This window comes from Streptomyces sp. NPDC043738 (genome assembly GCF_056436545.1).
This window is the reverse complement of the sequence record NZ_JBWKCJ010000036.1, coordinates 63,029-78,317: the sequence shown is the minus strand read 5'-3', so window position 1 is coordinate 78,317 and position 15,289 is coordinate 63,029. Positions and strand designations below refer to the sequence as shown.

The following is a 15,289-nucleotide window of genomic DNA, read 5'->3' as shown; positions in this document are numbered from 1 at the left end:
GCCGATGGTACTGCAGGGGGGACCCTGTGGGAGAGTAGGACGCCGCCGAACTTTCTTTGTGGGAAAGCCCCGCACCGTTATGGTGCGGGGCTTTTTCGCGTTCCGGTGATCTTGGGACCCGCGGTACGGCGCGGCCGGCGGGCCAGGTAAGGTCAGGGGGCACCATTGGCACATTTCCCACAGGAGGCCCCCGCGGTGGAGGTCCAGGAGACGCGGGTCCAGACGGATCGCGTCCTTACCATCCCGAATATCCTGAGCATGGCTCGCCTCGCCGGCGTGCCGGTGTTCCTGTGGTTGATCCTTTGGCCGGTATTCGGTGGTCCGAATACTGATCGCTGGGCGCTGCTGGTCCTCGCGCTGAGTGGCGTCAGCGACTACCTGGACGGCAAGCTCGCCCGGCGCTGGAACCAGATCAGCAGCCTCGGGCGGATCCTGGACCCGGCGGCCGACCGCCTCTACATCCTGTCCACCCTCGTCGGCCTGACCTGGCGCGAGATCCTGCCGGTCTGGCTCACCGCTGCCCTGCTGGCACGCGAACTGATGCTGCTGATCGCGGTGGGATTCCTCGGGCGTCACGGATATGGCCCTCCCCAGGTGAACTTCCTGGGCAAGGCGGCTACGTTCAACTTGATGTACGCCTTCCCGTTGCTCCTGCTGAGCGACGGAAGTGGCTGGCTTCACACGCTCGCTGCTATTTTCGGATGGGCGTTCGCAGGTTGGGGTACGGCGCTCTACTGGTGGGCAGGGATCCTGTACGTGGTCCAGGTCCGCCGACTCATCAGGGCGGACGCCACAGCCGACTGAGCTCTCCGAACCGGCAGATTGTGCAAGGGCCGGCGCCCGTACGCGAGCACAGGAACAGTGGGCGATCTGGACAAGTGAAGTCGGCAAGACCGTCGTCTCTTATGAGGAGGACGCTTCCGACATGAAGGCCGTTGTGATGGCCGGCGGCGAGGGAACACGCCTTCGCCCCATGACGTCCAGCATGCCCAAGCCACTGCTTCCGGTCGCCAATAGGCCGATCATGGAGCATGTGCTGAGGCTGCTGAAGCGGCATGGTCTCAATGAGACCGTCGTGACCGTGCAATTCCTTGCCTCGCTCGTCAAGAACTATTTCGGGGACGGCGAAGAGCTCGGAATGGAGCTCACCTACGCCAACGAGGAAAAGCCACTCGGCACCGCGGGCAGCGTGAAGAACGCCGAGGAAGCCCTCAAGGACGACGCCTTCCTCGTCATCTCCGGTGACGCCCTCACCGATTTCGACCTCACCGATCTGATCCGGTTCCACAAGGAAAAGGGCGCCCTCGTCACCGTCTGCCTCACGCGGGTCCCCAATCCGCTTGAGTTCGGCATCACCATCGTCGACGAGGCCGGCAAGGTCGAACGCTTCCTGGAAAAGCCCACCTGGGGCCAGGTCTTCTCGGACACCGTCAACACCGGTATCTACGTGATGGAGCCGGAGGTCTTCGACTACTTCGAGCCCGATGTTCCGGTCGACTGGTCCGGTGACGTCTTCCCGCAGCTCATGAAGGAAGGCAAGCCGATCTACGGCTATGTCGCCGAGGGGTACTGGGAGGATGTCGGCACCCACGAGAGCTATGTGAAGGCCCAGGCCGATGTCCTCGAGGGCAAGGTCGATGTCGAAATCGACGGCTTCGAGATCTCGCCCGGAGTATGGGTCGCCGAGGGCGCCGAGGTCCATCCGGACGCGGTGCTGCGCGGGCCGCTGTACATCGGTGACTACGCCAAGGTCGAAGCGGGCGTGGAGATTCGCGAGCACACCGTCGTCGGTTCGAATGTCGTCGTGAAGAGCGGTGCTTTCCTGCACCGCGCCGTGGTGCACGACAACGTCTATCTCGGGCAGCACACCAATCTGCGCGGGTGTGTGATCGGCAAGAACACCGACGTGATGCGGGCCGCCCGGATCGAGGACGGCGCGGTGATCGGCGACGAATGCCTCATCGGTGAGGAGTCGATCGTCCAGGGCAATGTGCGGGTCTATCCGTTCAAGACCATCGAGGCCGGTGCGTTCGTCAACACCTCGGTGATCTGGGAATCCCGTGGCCAGGCGCATCTGTTCGGCGCCCGCGGCGTGTCCGGGATCCTGAACGTCGAGATCACCCCGGAACTCGCCGTACGGCTCGCGGGGGCGTACGCCACCACGCTCAAGAAGGGCTCCACGGTCACCACCGCACGTGACCACTCCCGTGGTGCCCGGGCGCTCAAACGCGCGGTGATCTCCGCGTTGCAGGCCAGCGCCATCGACGTACGCGACCTGGAGAACGTCCCGCTGCCCGTCGCCCGTCAGCAGACCGCCCGCGGCAGCGCCGGCGGCATCATGGTCCGTACGACACCAGGTGTACCGGACTCCGTCGACATCATGTTCTTCGACGAGCGGGGCGCCGACCTCTCGCAGGCCGGGCAGCGCAAGCTCGACCGGGTCTACGCCCGTCAGGAGTACCGGCGCGCCTTCCCCGGCGAGATCGGTGACCTGATCTTCCCGGCGAGCGTCTTCGACTCGTACACCGGGTCGTTGCTGCGGGCCGTGGACACCACCGGGATCGCCGAGTCGGGGCTGAAGGTCGTCGTGGACGCCTCGAACGGCAGCGCGGGCCTGGTCCTGCCCAGCCTCCTGGGACGGCTCGGGGTCGACTCCCTGACCATCAACCCCGGGCTCAACGAAGCCCGGCCCACCGAGACCGCCGAGGCACGGCGCTCCGGGCTCGTCCGGCTCGGCGAGATCGTGGCCTCGGCGCGGGCCGCCTTCGGTGTGCGCTTCGACCCCGTGGGCGAGCGACTCTCGCTCGTGGACGAACGCGGCCGGATCATCGAGGACGACCGCGCGCTGCTGGTCATGCTGGACCTGGTCGCCGCCGAACGGCGCACCGGCCGGGTGGCCCTGCCGGTGACCACCACCCGGATCGCCGAGCAGGTGGCGGCGTACCACGGCACACAGGTGGAGTGGACGACCACCTCGCCGGACGATCTGACCCGGGTGGGGCGGGCGGACGGCACGGTCTTCGGCGGGGACGGCCTGGGCGGCTTCATCATCCCGGAGTTCAGCTCCGTCTTCGACGGCGCGGCCGCGTTCGTCCGGCTGATCGGCCTGGTGGCGCGCACCCAGCTCACGCTCAGCCAGATCGACGCGCGGATCCCGCGGGCGCATGTACTGCGCCGCGATCTGGCGACCCCCTGGGCGGTCAAGGGCCTGGTCATGCGGCATGTCGTCGAGGCGGCCGGTGACCGGGAGGTGGACACCACGGACGGCGTACGGGTCGTGGAGGCCGACGGACGCTGGATCCTGGTGCTGCCGGACCCGGCCGAGGCGGTGACCCACCTGTGGGCGGAAGGACCGGACGACGACTCCGCCCAGCAGCTGCTGGACGAGTGGTCGGCCGTGGTCGACAGCGCGGGCCGCTGATCCGGACCCCACCGGCGAGCCGTTGATCGGCACGCCGGTGGGGCCGTTGGGAGACTGCGCGGCCGACGTGGGACGATGTGCGGCATGTCGCAGCAGCGCCCCGATCGGAGCACCCCGAAACCGCCGGCCGCGCGCCCCGATGCGTCCATGTCGCTGCTGACCAACGTGATGGATCACAGCCTCGACGACGGGTACGCCGAGGCGGCCGCACGCAAATCCGAAGCCGGCGTGCGCGGGCTGCCGCGCACCCTGCGGGCGAAGTTGGGCCTGGCGGCCGGTCTGGTACTGGCCGCGCTCGTGGTGACCGTCGGAGCCGCGCAGGCGCGGATATCCGCACCGACGCTGGCCAAGGAGCGCGAAGAGCTGATCAACCGCATCCAGAAGGGGACCGGCGAGGCGGACAAGCAGCAGCAGCGGGTCGACGCGCTGCGGGGCGACGTCAGCAGGATGCAGCGTGAGGCGCTGAAGCAGCAGGGCGGCGGCAAGGCCGAACTGCTGGCCCTGTTGTCGGGCTCGACGCAGGTCACCGGGCCCGGCGTGAAACTCGTCGTGGACGATGCCAAGGGCGCGGAATCCGGTGGCGGCGGGCCGCGCGAGAGCAGTGGTTTCTCCGACACCGGGCGGGTACGCGACAGGGACATGCAGCGCGTGGTCAACGGCCTGTGGGAGTCCGGTGCGGAGGCCATCTCCGTCAATGGGCAGCGGCTTACGTCACTCTCGGCGATCAGAGCTGCGGGAGACGCCATACTGGTCGACAACAAGCCACTGGTGCCGCCCTATACGGTGCTGGCGGTGGGGGACGGGCAGCGGCTGAGCACCGCGTTCCAGGACAGCGCCGATGGCCAGTACCTGCATGTGCTGCAGGAGAACTACGGCGTTCGCACCAGGATTTCCGCGGAGAGTGAGGTCACACTGCCGCCCGCGCCCAGTTTGATCGTACGTACCGCAAAGCCGCAGGCCGGTGCCGCCAGGTCGGGCGGAGCCGACACAGGGAAGGGCACATCGTGATCGCCGTACTGGGCCTCATCGTGGGAGTCGTGGTCGGACTCGTCGTCCGACCCGTGGTGCCGACGGTGGTCGAGCCCTACTTGCCGATCGCTGTCGTCGCGGCGCTGGACGCCGTGTTCGGCGGTCTGCGCGCGATGCTGGACGGCATCTTCGACGACAAGGTCTTCGTGGTCTCCTTCCTGTCGAACGTCGTCGTCGCCGCGCTGATCGTCTTCCTCGGCGACAAGTTGGGCGTCGGCGCCCAACTCTCCACCGGCGTCGTGGTGGTGCTGGGCATCCGGATCTTCTCCAACGCCGCGGCGATCCGCCGGCACGTCTTCAGGGCGTGAGACGGATGGCAACGGACGAGACCCCGGAGCCGGGGAAGCAGCCCGAGCGACCGGAGCCCGAGCAGGAGCGCAGCCCGGTGGGGCGGCGGCCGATGCCGCCCGAGAGCCAAGGAGCCGCTGAGCGGAACGCGTCCGCCGACGGGGACGAAACCCGGGAAACGGACAGTGCTGGACAGAAGTCGAGTAAAGCGGCAGACTCCTCGACTCCTGACGCGGTGAGCGGTGGCGGAGAAGGAGAGCGCCCGAAGACCGGCCGGGAGCGACTCGCGGCGAGCCTGTGGCCGCCGCGGTTGACCCGTGCCCAACTGATCGTTGCGCTGCTCCTGTTCATTCTCGGCCTGGGTCTGGCGATTCAGGTACGTTCCACAAGTGACAGCAGTGCGCTGCGGGGTGCGCGCCAGGAGGATTTGGTGCGCATTCTGGACGAGCTGGACAATCGCTCCCAGCGGTTGACGGACGAACAGCGGCGCCTGGAAGGGCAGAAGACCGAGCTGGAGAACAGTTCGGACCAGGCCGAGGAGGCCCGTAAGCAGACCGTGGAGAAGGAACAGCAGCTGGGTGTGCTGGCCGGGACCGTCGCGGCGCAGGGGCCCGGCATCAACCTGACCATCGACGACCCGACGCACTCCGTCGAGGCGGACAAGCTGCTGGACACCATCCAGGAGCTGCGGGCGGCCGGCGCCGAGGCCATCCAGGTCAATTCGGTACGGGTCGTCGCGGACACCTACCTCTCGGACATCCGGGGCGGGGTGCAGATCGACGGCGAGCGCGTCACGCAGCCGTACCGCTTCAAGGTCATCGGCAAGCCGGAGGACCTGGAGCCGGCGCTGAACATCCCCGGCGGAGTGGTGCAGACGCTGGAAAAGGAGCAGGCCAAGGTGTCTGTGACCCGTCGGGGGAAGATCATTGTGGATGCCTTGCGAGAGGCGAAGCGGCCTGACTACGCTCGGTCGTCATCGCAGTGAGGTGTGCAGGTATGTCGAGTGCCCGGCGAGGGCATGAGGTAGCGGGGGGTCGACGCACCGTGCGTGTGGTGTGTGGTGGAAACTGTCTGGAGGCCACGGACGTTCACAGGATGTCCGGTTGGGTCGGTGTGTGCATCGAGGGTTCGTCCTGCCCCACGGGCGGGTCTGTTTCGTTCAAGGGGAATCGCCCGTGAAGTTGTTTGGAAAGCTGTTCGGCAAGAGCGCGCGCCAGGAGGGCGGCAGCGGCTCCGCGCGGCACCGCGCTCCGCGCCAGCCCGAAAGTGGTGAGCCGGCGGAGCGTCCGCTCTTCCGTGACGAGGTCGGCGGTCCGTCCGGGGGGCACGGCGCGGGTTCTGTTGACCCCTCCGGGGCCGCCCGCATAGGTTCCGAGGAACCATCGGCCTCACGCACGGGTGGAGGGTCGGCCTTGCCGGTATGTACGAGGTGTGGGCACCGGAACGCCGAGGCGAGCCGGTTCTGCTCCAACTGCGGTGCGCCGCTGCGCCCGGGTGCCCAGGCCGAGCGGGCGTCCGAGACGACGTCCACGATCTCCATTTCGGGGCTGGAGGCCTACGACTCGGAGACGACGGGCCAGAACCTGGTCCCGTCGCTGTCCCCGGAGGCCCAGGCCGCGGTCGAAGCCCTTCCGCTGGGTTCGGCGCTGCTGATCGTCCGCCGGGGTCCGAATTCGGGCAGCCGCTTCCTGCTGGACAGCGAGCTGACGACGGCGGGCCGGCATCCGCAGGGCGACATCTTCCTCGACGATGTGACGGTCTCGCGTCGGCATGTGGAGTTCCGCCGCGGTGCGGACGGCGTCTTCACGGTCGCCGACGTCGGCAGCCTGAACGGCACGTACGTCAATCGTGAGCCGATCGACTCGGTCGCGCTCGCCAACGGCGACGAGGTCCAGATCGGCAAGTACCGCATGGTCTTCTACGCGAGCCAGCGGGGCGCCGGGATCTGACCGGTCAGGGAAGGCATATGCGCGATACGCCGAAGGGCGGTGCCGGTTCCGCCGGCACCGCCTCCTCGGGCGCCAAGCCGGTGAGCATCGGCACGGTGCTCAATGTGCTGCGCGAGGAGTTTCCCGAGGTCACCATCTCTAAGATTCGCTTCTTGGAGGCCGAGGGGCTCGTCGAGCCGAAGCGCACGCCTTCCGGATACCGGAAATTCACGCCGGCCGACGTCGATCGGCTGGCGAGCGTCCTGCGGATGCAGCGGGACCACTATCTGCCCCTGAAGGTCATCCGGGAGCATCTGGACGCTCTGGAGCGCGGTGAGCAGGTGCGGCTGCCGGCTCCGGCCGCGCCCTCGCGGGACCTGGTCGAGGGCGTCTCCTGCCAGGGCGAGGACCATCCGACCGCTGCCCGGATCGGCCGGGCCGAGCTGCTGGCCGCCGCGGCGGTGGACGAGGCGGTGCTCGCCGACTGGGAGTCGTACGGACTCATCGTCCCCCATGCGGACGGCGGATACGACATCGAGGCCGTCACCGTGGCCAAACTCGTCGCGGACCTGGGTCGTTTCGGCCTGGAGCCGCGGCATCTGCGTGCCGTGAAGGCGGCCGCCGAGCGCGAGGCCAGCCTGGTCGAACAGGTCGTTGCACCCCTTCGGCGGCACCGTAATCCACAGACCAGGGCTCATGCGGAGGCCACCGCGAGAGAGCTGGCGACGCTCTCCGTACGGCTCCATGCGGCGCTGGTGCAGAGCGCTCTTCGCGTCCGGTTGCCATGAGCAAAAGAGTGCTCGACTACCCAAACCTGCCGGGCACGTCCTAGGGTTGCTGTGTGAACGAGCTCGACGTCGTGGGTGTCCGGGTGGAAATGCCTTCCAGCCAACCGATCGTGCTCCTGCGGGAGGTGGGAGGCGACCGTTACTTGCCCATTTGGATCGGGCCAGGGGAGGCCACCGCCATCGCCTTCGCCCAGCAGGGCATGGTCCCTGCCAGGCCGCTGACGCACGACCTTTTCAAGGACGTGCTCGAAGCGGTGGGCCAGGAGCTGACCCAGGTCCGGATCACGGACCTGCGCGAGGGGGTTTTCTATGCCGAACTGGTCTTCGCCAGCGGGGTCGAGGTCAGTGCCCGCCCGTCCGACGCCATAGCGCTGGCACTGCGCACCGGAACGCCGATCTTCGGCACGGACGGTGTGCTGGACGACGCGGGGATCGCCATCCCGGACGAGCAGGAGGACGAGGTGGAGAAGTTCCGCGAGTTCCTCGACCAGATCTCGCCCGAGGACTTCGGCACCAACAGCCAGTGACGCCGGCCGGGTGAAGGGGCTGATTCCGGCCAAACTATTTAGCCATTCCCCGCGCGAGGTCACGAGAAACCACTCGTAGGGTGATTATCACTCGGCGTGGCGAGCGCGGCGATCGTTGACGCACCCCGAGTGACTGCATACCGTCGATATGGCAGGTCCCGTCCGGGACGTGGAGGACGGAGGGCGGCGTGGCAATCACCGGCGACGGTATGGCGGCGGAAGGGGCGTTGCCGCTCCACTCGGGCGCGGCCGCGAACCATGCCCCGGCACCGGCCGCGGCGGTGTCGGGGGACTGCGAGGCGCAGAACATCGGCTATCGCGGCCCGACCGCATGTGCGGCAGCGGGCATCACCTACCGGCAGCTCGACTACTGGGCGCGTACGGGCCTGGTGGAGCCGAGCATCCGGCCCGCGTACGGCTCCGGCACCCAGCGGCTCTACAGCTTCCGGGACGTCGTCGTCCTGAAGATCGTCAAGCGGCTGCTGGACACCGGGGTGTCGCTGCAGAACATCCGCACCGCCGTGCAGCACCTGCGCGCGCGGGGGCTGGCGGATCTGACGCGGATGACGCTGATGAGCGATGGCGCGACGGTCTACGAGTGCACCTCGCCCGATCAGGTCGTCGATCTGCTCCAGGGCGGCCAGGGCGTCTTCGGCATCGCGGTGGGCGTGGTGTGGCGGGACGTGGAGGGTGCGCTGTCACAGCTCCACGGAGAGCGCGTGGACACCGGCGAGACGCTGATGGGGAAGAACCCGCACGACGAGCTGGCGCGGCGGCGCAACAGGGCCGGCTGAGCCCCGTCCGGCGGCCCCGGCCCGGCATCGGGTCGATTGTCAGTGCCATGCGGCAGCATCGGACGTGTGAGACCCGCGCCGACGATTCTGCATCTGGACATGGATGCGTTCTACGCGGCCGCCGAGCAGGCGGCCAAGCCCAGCCTGCGCGGTAAGCCCGTGGTGGTCGGCGGGATCGGGCCGCGGGGTGTGGTCGCCACGGCGTCGTACGAGGCCCGGATCTTCGGGGTCCGCTCCGCGATGCCCACGGCCCAGGCGCGCCGGCTGTGCCCCAACGCCGCCTATCTCAGCCCTCGCTTCGGCCTGTACCGCCAGGTGAGTGACACGGTGATGGAGCTGCTGCACGAGCTGTCACCGCTCGTCGAGCCGCTGAGCCTGGACGAGGCGTTCGTGGACCTGGAAGCGGGCGGGGTGCCGGCCGAGGCGGCCGCCGTACGCGAAGTGGGGGAGCGGCTGCGGCGCGACATCCGGACCGCGACGGGGCTGACCGGTTCGGTGGGGCTCGCGGGCGCCAAGATGCTGGCGAAGATCGCGTCCGAGGCGGCGAAGCCGGACGGCCTGGTCGTCATCGAGCCCGGTACGGAGCGGGAGCTGCTGGGCCCCATGACGGTGCGGACGCTGCCCGGGGTGGGGCCCGCGACGGCTGAGACGCTGCGGCGGGCCGGGATCCACACCGTCGCGGAGACCGCCGAGGCCGGCGAGGCGGAGCTGGTGCGGCTCCTGGGCAAGGCGCACGGCGCGGGGCTGTACGCGATGGCGCTGGGCCAGGACGACCGCCCCGTGGTGGCCGAGCGGGACGCCAAGTCCATTTCCGTCGAGGACACCTTCGAGGTCGATCTGACCGACCGGACGCGGGTGCGGACCGAGATGCTGCGGCTGGCCGACCGCTGCGTCCAGCGGCTGCGGGCGGCCGGGCGCTCCGGACGCACGGTGGTGATCAAGGTGCGGAACTACGACTTCTCGACGCTGACCCGCTCCGAGACGCTCCGCGGGCCCACCGACGACCCCTCGGTCGTACGGGAGGCCGCGGTGCGGCTGCTGGAGACCGTGGACACCACCGGCGGGGTGCGGCTGCTGGGCGTGGGGGTCAGCGGGCTGGCCGACTTCACCCAGGAGGATCTGTTCGCCCAGCTGGCGACGGAGCGGGAGGCCGGGGAGCTGGCGAGGGCGGCCGCGGAGCCGGGTGGGGAGGAGTCCGGTGGAGGGGAGCCGGAGGAGGAGCGGCCGAGGCGCTGGCATCCGGGGCTGGACGTGGTGCACGACGAGTTCGGCGCCGGATGGGTGCAGGGAAGCGGCGTGGGGAGGGTGACCGTGCGCTTCGAGACGCCGTGGTCCGCACCGGGGAGGGTGCGGACCTTTGCCGTCGAGGACCCGGCGCTGCGGCCGGGTGAGCCCTTGCCGCTCGTGGGCGGCGGGCCGGAAGGAGGTCAGTCCTCCGAGCCGGCGATCTTGCCGAAGTCCTTGTCCGGGCCGTCGGAGCCGTCTTCCTTGCCGGGGGACGCCGGACCGGGTTCCGGTGAGGAGATATCCAGCCGGTAGTGGTGGTAGAGCTGGAGCTCCTGCTCAGGGGAGAGGTGGCGGCCCACGCCGAAGTCCGGGGCGTCCTTGATCAGCTTGCGGTCGTAGGGGATGTGCAGGCCCTCACCGACCATCTTGCTGGGTTCAAGGGGGACGAACGCATCCCGGCTGAAGAGTCCGGTGCGCACGGCCGCCCACTCCGGTTCCCCCGTCGCGTCGTCGAGGTAGACCTCGTCGATCGTGCCTATTTTCGCGCCGTTCCGGTCGAACGCTTTGCGGCCGATCAGGCTCCGGGGATCGATATCGGTTTGCACAACCCCTCCAATTGGTCGCAACTGCCCTGTGACAACTACCAAACGGCACATTTCATGCCCCGGCCACTCGAAGGATCCTTCGAGTGGCGCGCTGGTAGGCTGGCCAATGGCCGCAGAACCCATGCGGGAGAGTCCTTTGTCGTTCGCGACCAGGGCGCCGAAGGAGCAAATCCTCCCCGGAATCTCTCAGGCACACGTACCGCATGGACGAGGTCACTCTGGAAAGCAGGGCGGGCCACGGACGAGCACAGCGCCGGAACCCCTCCTCACCGACGGTGAAAGCCGGGCCGCCTCGCGCGGGCCGGTGAAGCTCTCAGGTTGAGATGACAGAGGGGGAGGCCGTCCGGGCACCCGCGCCGTGGTGCCCCTCGTAGGTCGCATTGACCAGGAGGCCCCCGCAGATGACCACCACTCGCATCTCCCTGACCGAGCTCGAACAGGGCATTCCGTTCGAGCGCCGGCACATCGGCCCCGACCACGAGGCGCAGGCGAAGATGCTCGCGCACGTCGGCTTCGGGTCGCTGGACGAGCTCACGGCCACGGCCGTACCCGATGTGATCAAGAGCGCGGAGGCGCTCGGCCTGCCGCAGGGCCGCACCGAGGCCGAGGTCCTCCAGGAGCTGCGCGGCCTGGCGGAGCGCAACCAGGTGCTGGCCCCCATGATCGGCCTGGGCTACTACGGCACGTTCACCCCGCCGGTGATCCTGCGCAACGTCATGGAGAACCCGGCCTGGTACACGGCGTACACGCCCTACCAGCCGGAGATCTCGCAGGGCCGCCTGGAGGCGCTGCTGAACTTCCAGACCATGGTCGCGGAACTGACCGGACTGCCCACCTCCGGTGCCTCCCTCCTGGACGAGGGCACCGCCGCCGCCGAGGCGATGGCGCTCTCCCGCCGCGTCGGCAAGGTCAAGCAGGGCGTCTTCCTGGTCGATGCCGACTGCCTGCCGCAGACCGTCGCCGTGATCCAGACCCGCGCCGAGCCCACCGGCGTCGAGGTCGTCGTCGCGGACCTGTCCGACGGCATCCCCGCCGAGATCGCCGAGCGGGGCGTCTTCGGCGTGCTGCTGCAGTACCCCGGTGCCTCCGGCGCGGTGCGCGACCCCCGTGCCCTGATCGAGCAGGCCCACGGTCTCGGCGCGATCGTCACCGTGGCCGCCGATCTGCTCGCCCTGACGCTGCTGACCTCGCCCGGCGAGCTCGGCGCGGACATCGCGGTCGGCACCACCCAGCGCTTCGGCGTCCCGATGGGCTTCGGCGGGCCGCACGCCGGCTTCATGGCCGTGCGCGACCAGTTCGCCCGCAGCCTGCCCGGCCGCCTGGTGGGCGTCTCCGTCGACGCCGACGGCAACAAGGCCTACCGCCTCGCGCTGCAGACCCGCGAGCAGCACATCCGCCGCGAGAAGGCCACCAGCAACATCTGCACCGCGCAGGTGCTGCTCGCCGTCATGGCCGGGATGTACGCCGTCTACCACGGCCCCGAGGGCCTGCGGACCATCGCCCGGCGCACCCACCGCTACGCCGCCGTCCTCGCCGAGGGCCTGCGGGCGGGCGGTGTGGAGATCGTGCACGGTGCGTACTTCGACACCCTGACCGCGCGGGTGCCCGGCCGGGCCGCCGAGGTCGTCGCCGCCGCCCGCGAGGCCGGCGTCAACCTCCGCCAGGTCGACGCCGACCTGGTCGGCATCGCCTGCGACGAGACCACCGGACGCGCGCAGCTGGCCGGCGTCTGGGGCGCCTTCGGCGTGCAGGGCGACGTCGAGCAGCTGGACACGACGGCCGCTGAAGCGCTGCCGCGGGAGCTGCTGCGCACGGACGACTACCTCACCCACCCGGTCTTCCACCAGCACCGCTCCGAGACCGCGATGCTGCGCTACCTGCGCACCCTCGCCGACAAGGACTACGCGCTGGACCGCGGCATGATCCCGCTCGGCTCCTGCACGATGAAGCTGAACGCCACCACCGAGATGGAGCCGGTCACCTGGCCCGCGTTCGGCCAGCTGCACCCGTTCGCGCCGGCCGACCAGGCCCAGGGCTATCTGACGCTGATCCAGGAGCTGGAGGAGCGACTGGCCACGGTCACCGGCTACGACAAGGTCTCCATCCAGCCGAACGCCGGCTCGCAGGGCGAGCTGGCCGGCCTGCTGGCCGTACGCGCCTACCACCGCGCCAACGGGGACGAGCAGCGCACGGTCTGCCTGATCCCGTCCTCGGCGCACGGCACCAACGCCGCCAGCGCCGTCATGGCGGGCATGAAGGTCGTCGTCGTCAAGACCGGTGAGGACGGCGAGGTCGACACCGACGATCTGCACGCCAAGATCGACAAGCACCGTGACGAGCTCGCGGTCCTGATGGTCACCTACCCCTCCACGCACGGCGTCTTCGAGGAGCACATCACCCAGATCTGCGGCGCGGTGCACGACGCCGGCGGTCAGGTCTACGTCGACGGCGCCAACCTCAACGCGCTGGTCGGACTCGCCGAGCCCGGCAAGTTCGGCGGCGACGTCTCGCACCTGAACCTGCACAAGACCTTCTGCATCCCGCACGGCGGCGGCGGCCCCGGTGTCGGCCCGGTCGCCGTACGCGCCCACCTGGCGCCGTACCTGCCCAACCACCCGCTGCAGCCCACCGCGGGCCCCGAGACGGGCGTCGGGCCGATCTCCGCGGCTCCCTGGGGCTCGGCGGGCATCCTGCCGATCTCCTGGGCGTACGTCCGCCTCATGGGCGGCGAGGGCCTCAAGCGCGCCACCCAGGTCGCGGTCCTGAGCGCGAACTACATCGCCAAGCGCCTGGAGCCGCACTACCCGGTGCTCTACACCGGCCCCGGCGGCCTGGTGGCGCACGAGTGCATCATCGACGTCCGGCCGCTGACCAAGGCGACCGGCGTGAGCATCGACGATGTCGCCAAGCGGCTGATCGACTACGGCTTCCACGCACCGACGATGTCCTTCCCGGTGGCCGGCACGCTGATGATCGAGCCGACCGAGAGCGAGGACCTCGACGAGCTGGACCGGTTCTGCGACGCGATGATCGCCATCCGCGCGGAGATCGAGAAGGTCGGCTCGGGGGAGTGGGACAAGGACGACAACCCGCTGCGCAACGCCCCGCACACCGCGGCCGCGCTCGGCGGCGACTGGACCCACGCCTACAGCCGTGAGGAGGCCGTCTTCCCGGCGGGCGTCACGGCGGCGGAGAAGTACTGGCCGCCGGTGCGCCGTATCGACGGTGCCTTCGGCGACCGCAACCTCGTCTGCTCCTGCCCCCCGCTCGACGAGTACGACAACTGATCATCCGGCCCCATCAGGGCAACATCAAGGGCCCTCGGCAGATCTGCCGGGGGCCCTGTTGTACGTGCCGGGTGCTCGCGGGTCAGGCGGCTGCGGTGACCCGGGTGCGGTGCGGGGCGATGACCTGCCCGTCCGGCAGCAGCTCACCGGTGTCCTCGAAGAGCAGGACGCCGTTGCAGAGCAGGCTCCAGCCCTGCTCGGGGTGGTGCGCCACAAGGTGTGCGGCCTCCCGGTCGGTGGAGTCTGCTGACGGGCAAGGCGGTTGGTGCTGACACATGGAAGTTGTCTTTCGCTGCGGTGTGGTGAACGTCGTGCGGCTCGATGTGGTGGTCATGGCCGCTCCCCCGTTTCTTCGGTCGGTTCCAGTGTTGCCCTACGGACGGGATTCCGCAGGGATTTCGCAGCAGCGGTACTCACTCGGTATCGACGCGTCACCCGTGCGGGCGGTTGCTTCCAATTGCACTCGTCTCCAAGGGCGTTGGCAGTGGTATCGACGGACTAGCCCGCGCGGGTGAGCGCGGCAGCGCCCCGCGGCCGGAAGGGACGCGGGGCACGCTTTCGGTCGGCCGGCGTGCGCCGGGCGCGGATGGGCGGCCGGTGCGCCGGGTCAGGCGGGTTCGCGCAGCAGTGGGGCGGGTGTCAGACGGCGGGTGAGCCGGGGCAGCAGATCGGCGACGTGGTGCGGACGGTGGGCGGCGATCCCCGGCGGGGCGGGCGCCAGCGGTACCAGCAGATCACCCGCCGCGGGCAGGCCCTCGGCGCCGTCGGCGCAGACGTCGTGATGCAGCCACAGCGTCAGCATGTACAGCTCGGGGACGGACAGCAACCGCGGCTGGTAGGGCGCGTTGAGCGCCTCCGCCTGCACCAGTGCCCGTTCGGTCGAGGCGACATAGGGGCCGCCGCAGAAGCGCGCGAACGCCCAGCCGTCCGCGGTGAGCATCGCCTCGGCCGTCGCCACGGCCCGCTCCCCGCCGCGGACCAGGAAGCTCCAGCCGGCCAGACGGGTCAGGGGGGTGCCGCCGGCCTTGCTGACGTCGTCCCAGACGTGGAGCGGAAGCGGGTGGTCGGGGCTGAGCGGGCCCTGATGGGCGCGCAGTCCGGGGACGGGGGCCTCGCGCACGGCGGTGGGCGAGCCGAGGGCGGTAAGAACGCTGCGCAACGCGGACGCGGGGGCGGGGGAAACGTGCAGCGGCATGGTGGGTCGCCTCTCACTTCAGAGACACGGTGGAGCGTGGCGGGTGCAAACGGCGCTGTCTGCGTGCGGGGACAGAGCATGGCCGGCTCCGGGGCCGCGGCCGGGCGTGGGGTAGGGGGGGGGGGGGGGGGGGGGGGGGGGGGGGGGGAGGGGGGGGGGGGGGGGGGGGGGGGTGGTCCATTGGGTGTTTGCTGAGGGTC

The 15,289-nt window shown here is 69.7% G+C and carries 14 protein-coding genes and 1 riboswitch; of the genes, 11 read left to right on the top strand and 3 right to left on the bottom strand.

What is annotated here, in order from left to right; translation table 11 throughout:
• The first annotated feature begins 195 nt into the window (after nt 1–195).
• From clsA to AC0680_RS33130, 10 genes are all read left to right on the top strand, one after another.
• Nucleotides 196–804 carry a cardiolipin synthase ClsA gene (gene clsA / locus AC0680_RS33175; RefSeq protein ID WP_478636312.1) on the top strand — a complete coding sequence of 203 codons (609 nt, stop codon included), beginning with the start codon at nt 196–198 and terminating at the stop codon, nt 802–804.
• A gap of 121 nt (nt 805–925) precedes the next feature.
• Entirely contained in the window at nt 926–3,421 is a 2,496-nt protein-coding gene (locus AC0680_RS33170) for a sugar phosphate nucleotidyltransferase (protein ID WP_478636309.1), read from the top strand.
• 84 nt (nt 3,422–3,505) lie between these two features.
• Complete coding sequence (locus AC0680_RS33165; RefSeq protein WP_478636306.1) at nt 3,506–4,429, top strand: DUF881 domain-containing protein; 924 nt, start codon at nt 3,506–3,508, stop codon at nt 4,427–4,429.
• On the top strand, nt 4,426–4,758 hold the full coding sequence (locus tag AC0680_RS33160) for a small basic family protein (RefSeq protein WP_003984969.1): 333 nt from the start codon (nt 4,426–4,428) through the stop codon (nt 4,756–4,758). The genes AC0680_RS33165 and AC0680_RS33160 overlap by 4 nt, the downstream gene beginning before the upstream one ends.
• Before the next feature lie 5 nt (nt 4,759–4,763).
• The gene (locus AC0680_RS33155; RefSeq protein WP_478636304.1) at nt 4,764–5,723 is read left to right on the top strand and encodes a DUF881 domain-containing protein; all 960 of its coding nucleotides are present in this window, start codon (nt 4,764–4,766) and stop codon (nt 5,721–5,723) included.
• Between the two features lie 118 nt (nt 5,724–5,841).
• Nucleotides 5,842–6,687 (top strand): FHA domain-containing protein, encoded by an 846-nt coding sequence (locus tag AC0680_RS33150; RefSeq protein ID WP_478636301.1) that lies wholly within the window; start codon nt 5,842–5,844, stop codon nt 6,685–6,687.
• Between the two features lie 17 nt (nt 6,688–6,704).
• A complete protein-coding gene (ftsR, locus tag AC0680_RS33145; protein ID WP_478636299.1) occupies nt 6,705–7,454 on the top strand; it encodes a transcriptional regulator FtsR in 750 nt (249 codons plus the stop codon).
• Nucleotides 7,455–7,507: 53 nt separating this feature from the next.
• Nucleotides 7,508–7,981: a bifunctional nuclease family protein gene (locus AC0680_RS33140; protein ID WP_006606439.1), complete on the top strand. Its 474-nt coding sequence runs from the start codon at nt 7,508–7,510 to the stop codon at nt 7,979–7,981.
• 188 nt (nt 7,982–8,169) lie between these two features.
• Nucleotides 8,170–8,775, top strand: a complete 606-nt coding sequence (locus AC0680_RS33135) for a MerR family transcriptional regulator (RefSeq protein ID WP_384442992.1) — start codon at nt 8,170–8,172, stop codon at nt 8,773–8,775.
• 66 nt (nt 8,776–8,841) lie between these two features.
• Nucleotides 8,842–10,314 (top strand): DNA polymerase IV, encoded by a 1,473-nt coding sequence (locus AC0680_RS33130; protein WP_478636294.1) that lies wholly within the window; start codon nt 8,842–8,844, stop codon nt 10,312–10,314.
• Here the strand turns inward: AC0680_RS33130 and AC0680_RS33125 are convergent.
• On the bottom strand, nt 10,203–10,607 hold the full coding sequence (locus AC0680_RS33125; protein ID WP_384442986.1) for a PRC-barrel domain-containing protein: 405 nt from the start codon (nt 10,605–10,607) through the stop codon (nt 10,203–10,205). The genes AC0680_RS33130 and AC0680_RS33125 overlap by 112 nt on opposite strands.
• A 114-nt stretch (nt 10,608–10,721) precedes the next feature.
• A riboswitch (glycine riboswitch) is annotated at nt 10,722–10,819 on the top strand.
• A gap of 189 nt (nt 10,820–11,008) precedes the next feature.
• Between AC0680_RS33125 and gcvP the strand changes: the two genes are divergently transcribed.
• Nucleotides 11,009–13,894 carry an aminomethyl-transferring glycine dehydrogenase gene (gene gcvP, locus AC0680_RS33120; protein ID WP_478636290.1) on the top strand — a complete coding sequence of 962 codons (2,886 nt, stop codon included), beginning with the start codon at nt 11,009–11,011 and terminating at the stop codon, nt 13,892–13,894.
• Nucleotides 13,895–13,976: 82 nt separating this feature from the next.
• On the opposite strand, the gene AC0680_RS33115 is transcribed toward gcvP, so the two are convergent.
• Both AC0680_RS33115 and AC0680_RS33110 read right to left on the bottom strand, forming a co-directional pair.
• The gene (locus AC0680_RS33115; RefSeq protein WP_393494957.1) at nt 13,977–14,171 is read right to left on the bottom strand and encodes a DUF5999 family protein; all 195 of its coding nucleotides are present in this window, start codon (nt 14,169–14,171) and stop codon (nt 13,977–13,979) included.
• Nucleotides 14,172–14,501: 330 nt separating this feature from the next.
• Nucleotides 14,502–15,089, bottom strand: coding sequence for a hypothetical protein (locus AC0680_RS33110; protein ID WP_478636287.1), 588 nt, complete (start codon nt 15,087–15,089; stop codon nt 14,502–14,504).
• Between the last annotated feature and the right edge of the window lie 200 nt (nt 15,090–15,289).

Excerpts from the sequence above, each read along its gene's own strand:
- AC0680_RS33170 (WP_478636309.1), top strand. The coding sequence starts at position 926 with ATGAAGGCCGTTGTGATGGCCGGCGGCGAGGGAACACGCCTTCGCCCC.
- AC0680_RS33165 (WP_478636306.1), top strand. The coding sequence starts at position 3,506 with ATGTCGCAGCAGCGCCCCGATCGGAGCACCCCGAAACCGCCGGCCGCG.
- AC0680_RS33155 (WP_478636304.1), top strand. The coding sequence starts at position 4,764 with ATGGCAACGGACGAGACCCCGGAGCCGGGGAAGCAGCCCGAGCGACCG.
- ftsR (WP_478636299.1), top strand. The coding sequence starts at position 6,705 with ATGCGCGATACGCCGAAGGGCGGTGCCGGTTCCGCCGGCACCGCCTCC.
- gcvP (WP_478636290.1), top strand. The coding sequence starts at position 11,009 with ATGACCACCACTCGCATCTCCCTGACCGAGCTCGAACAGGGCATTCCG.
- AC0680_RS33115 (WP_393494957.1), bottom strand. The coding sequence starts at position 14,171 with ATGTGTCAGCACCAACCGCCTTGCCCGTCAGCAGACTCCACCGACCGG.
- AC0680_RS33110 (WP_478636287.1), bottom strand. The coding sequence starts at position 15,089 with ATGCCGCTGCACGTTTCCCCCGCCCCCGCGTCCGCGTTGCGCAGCGTT.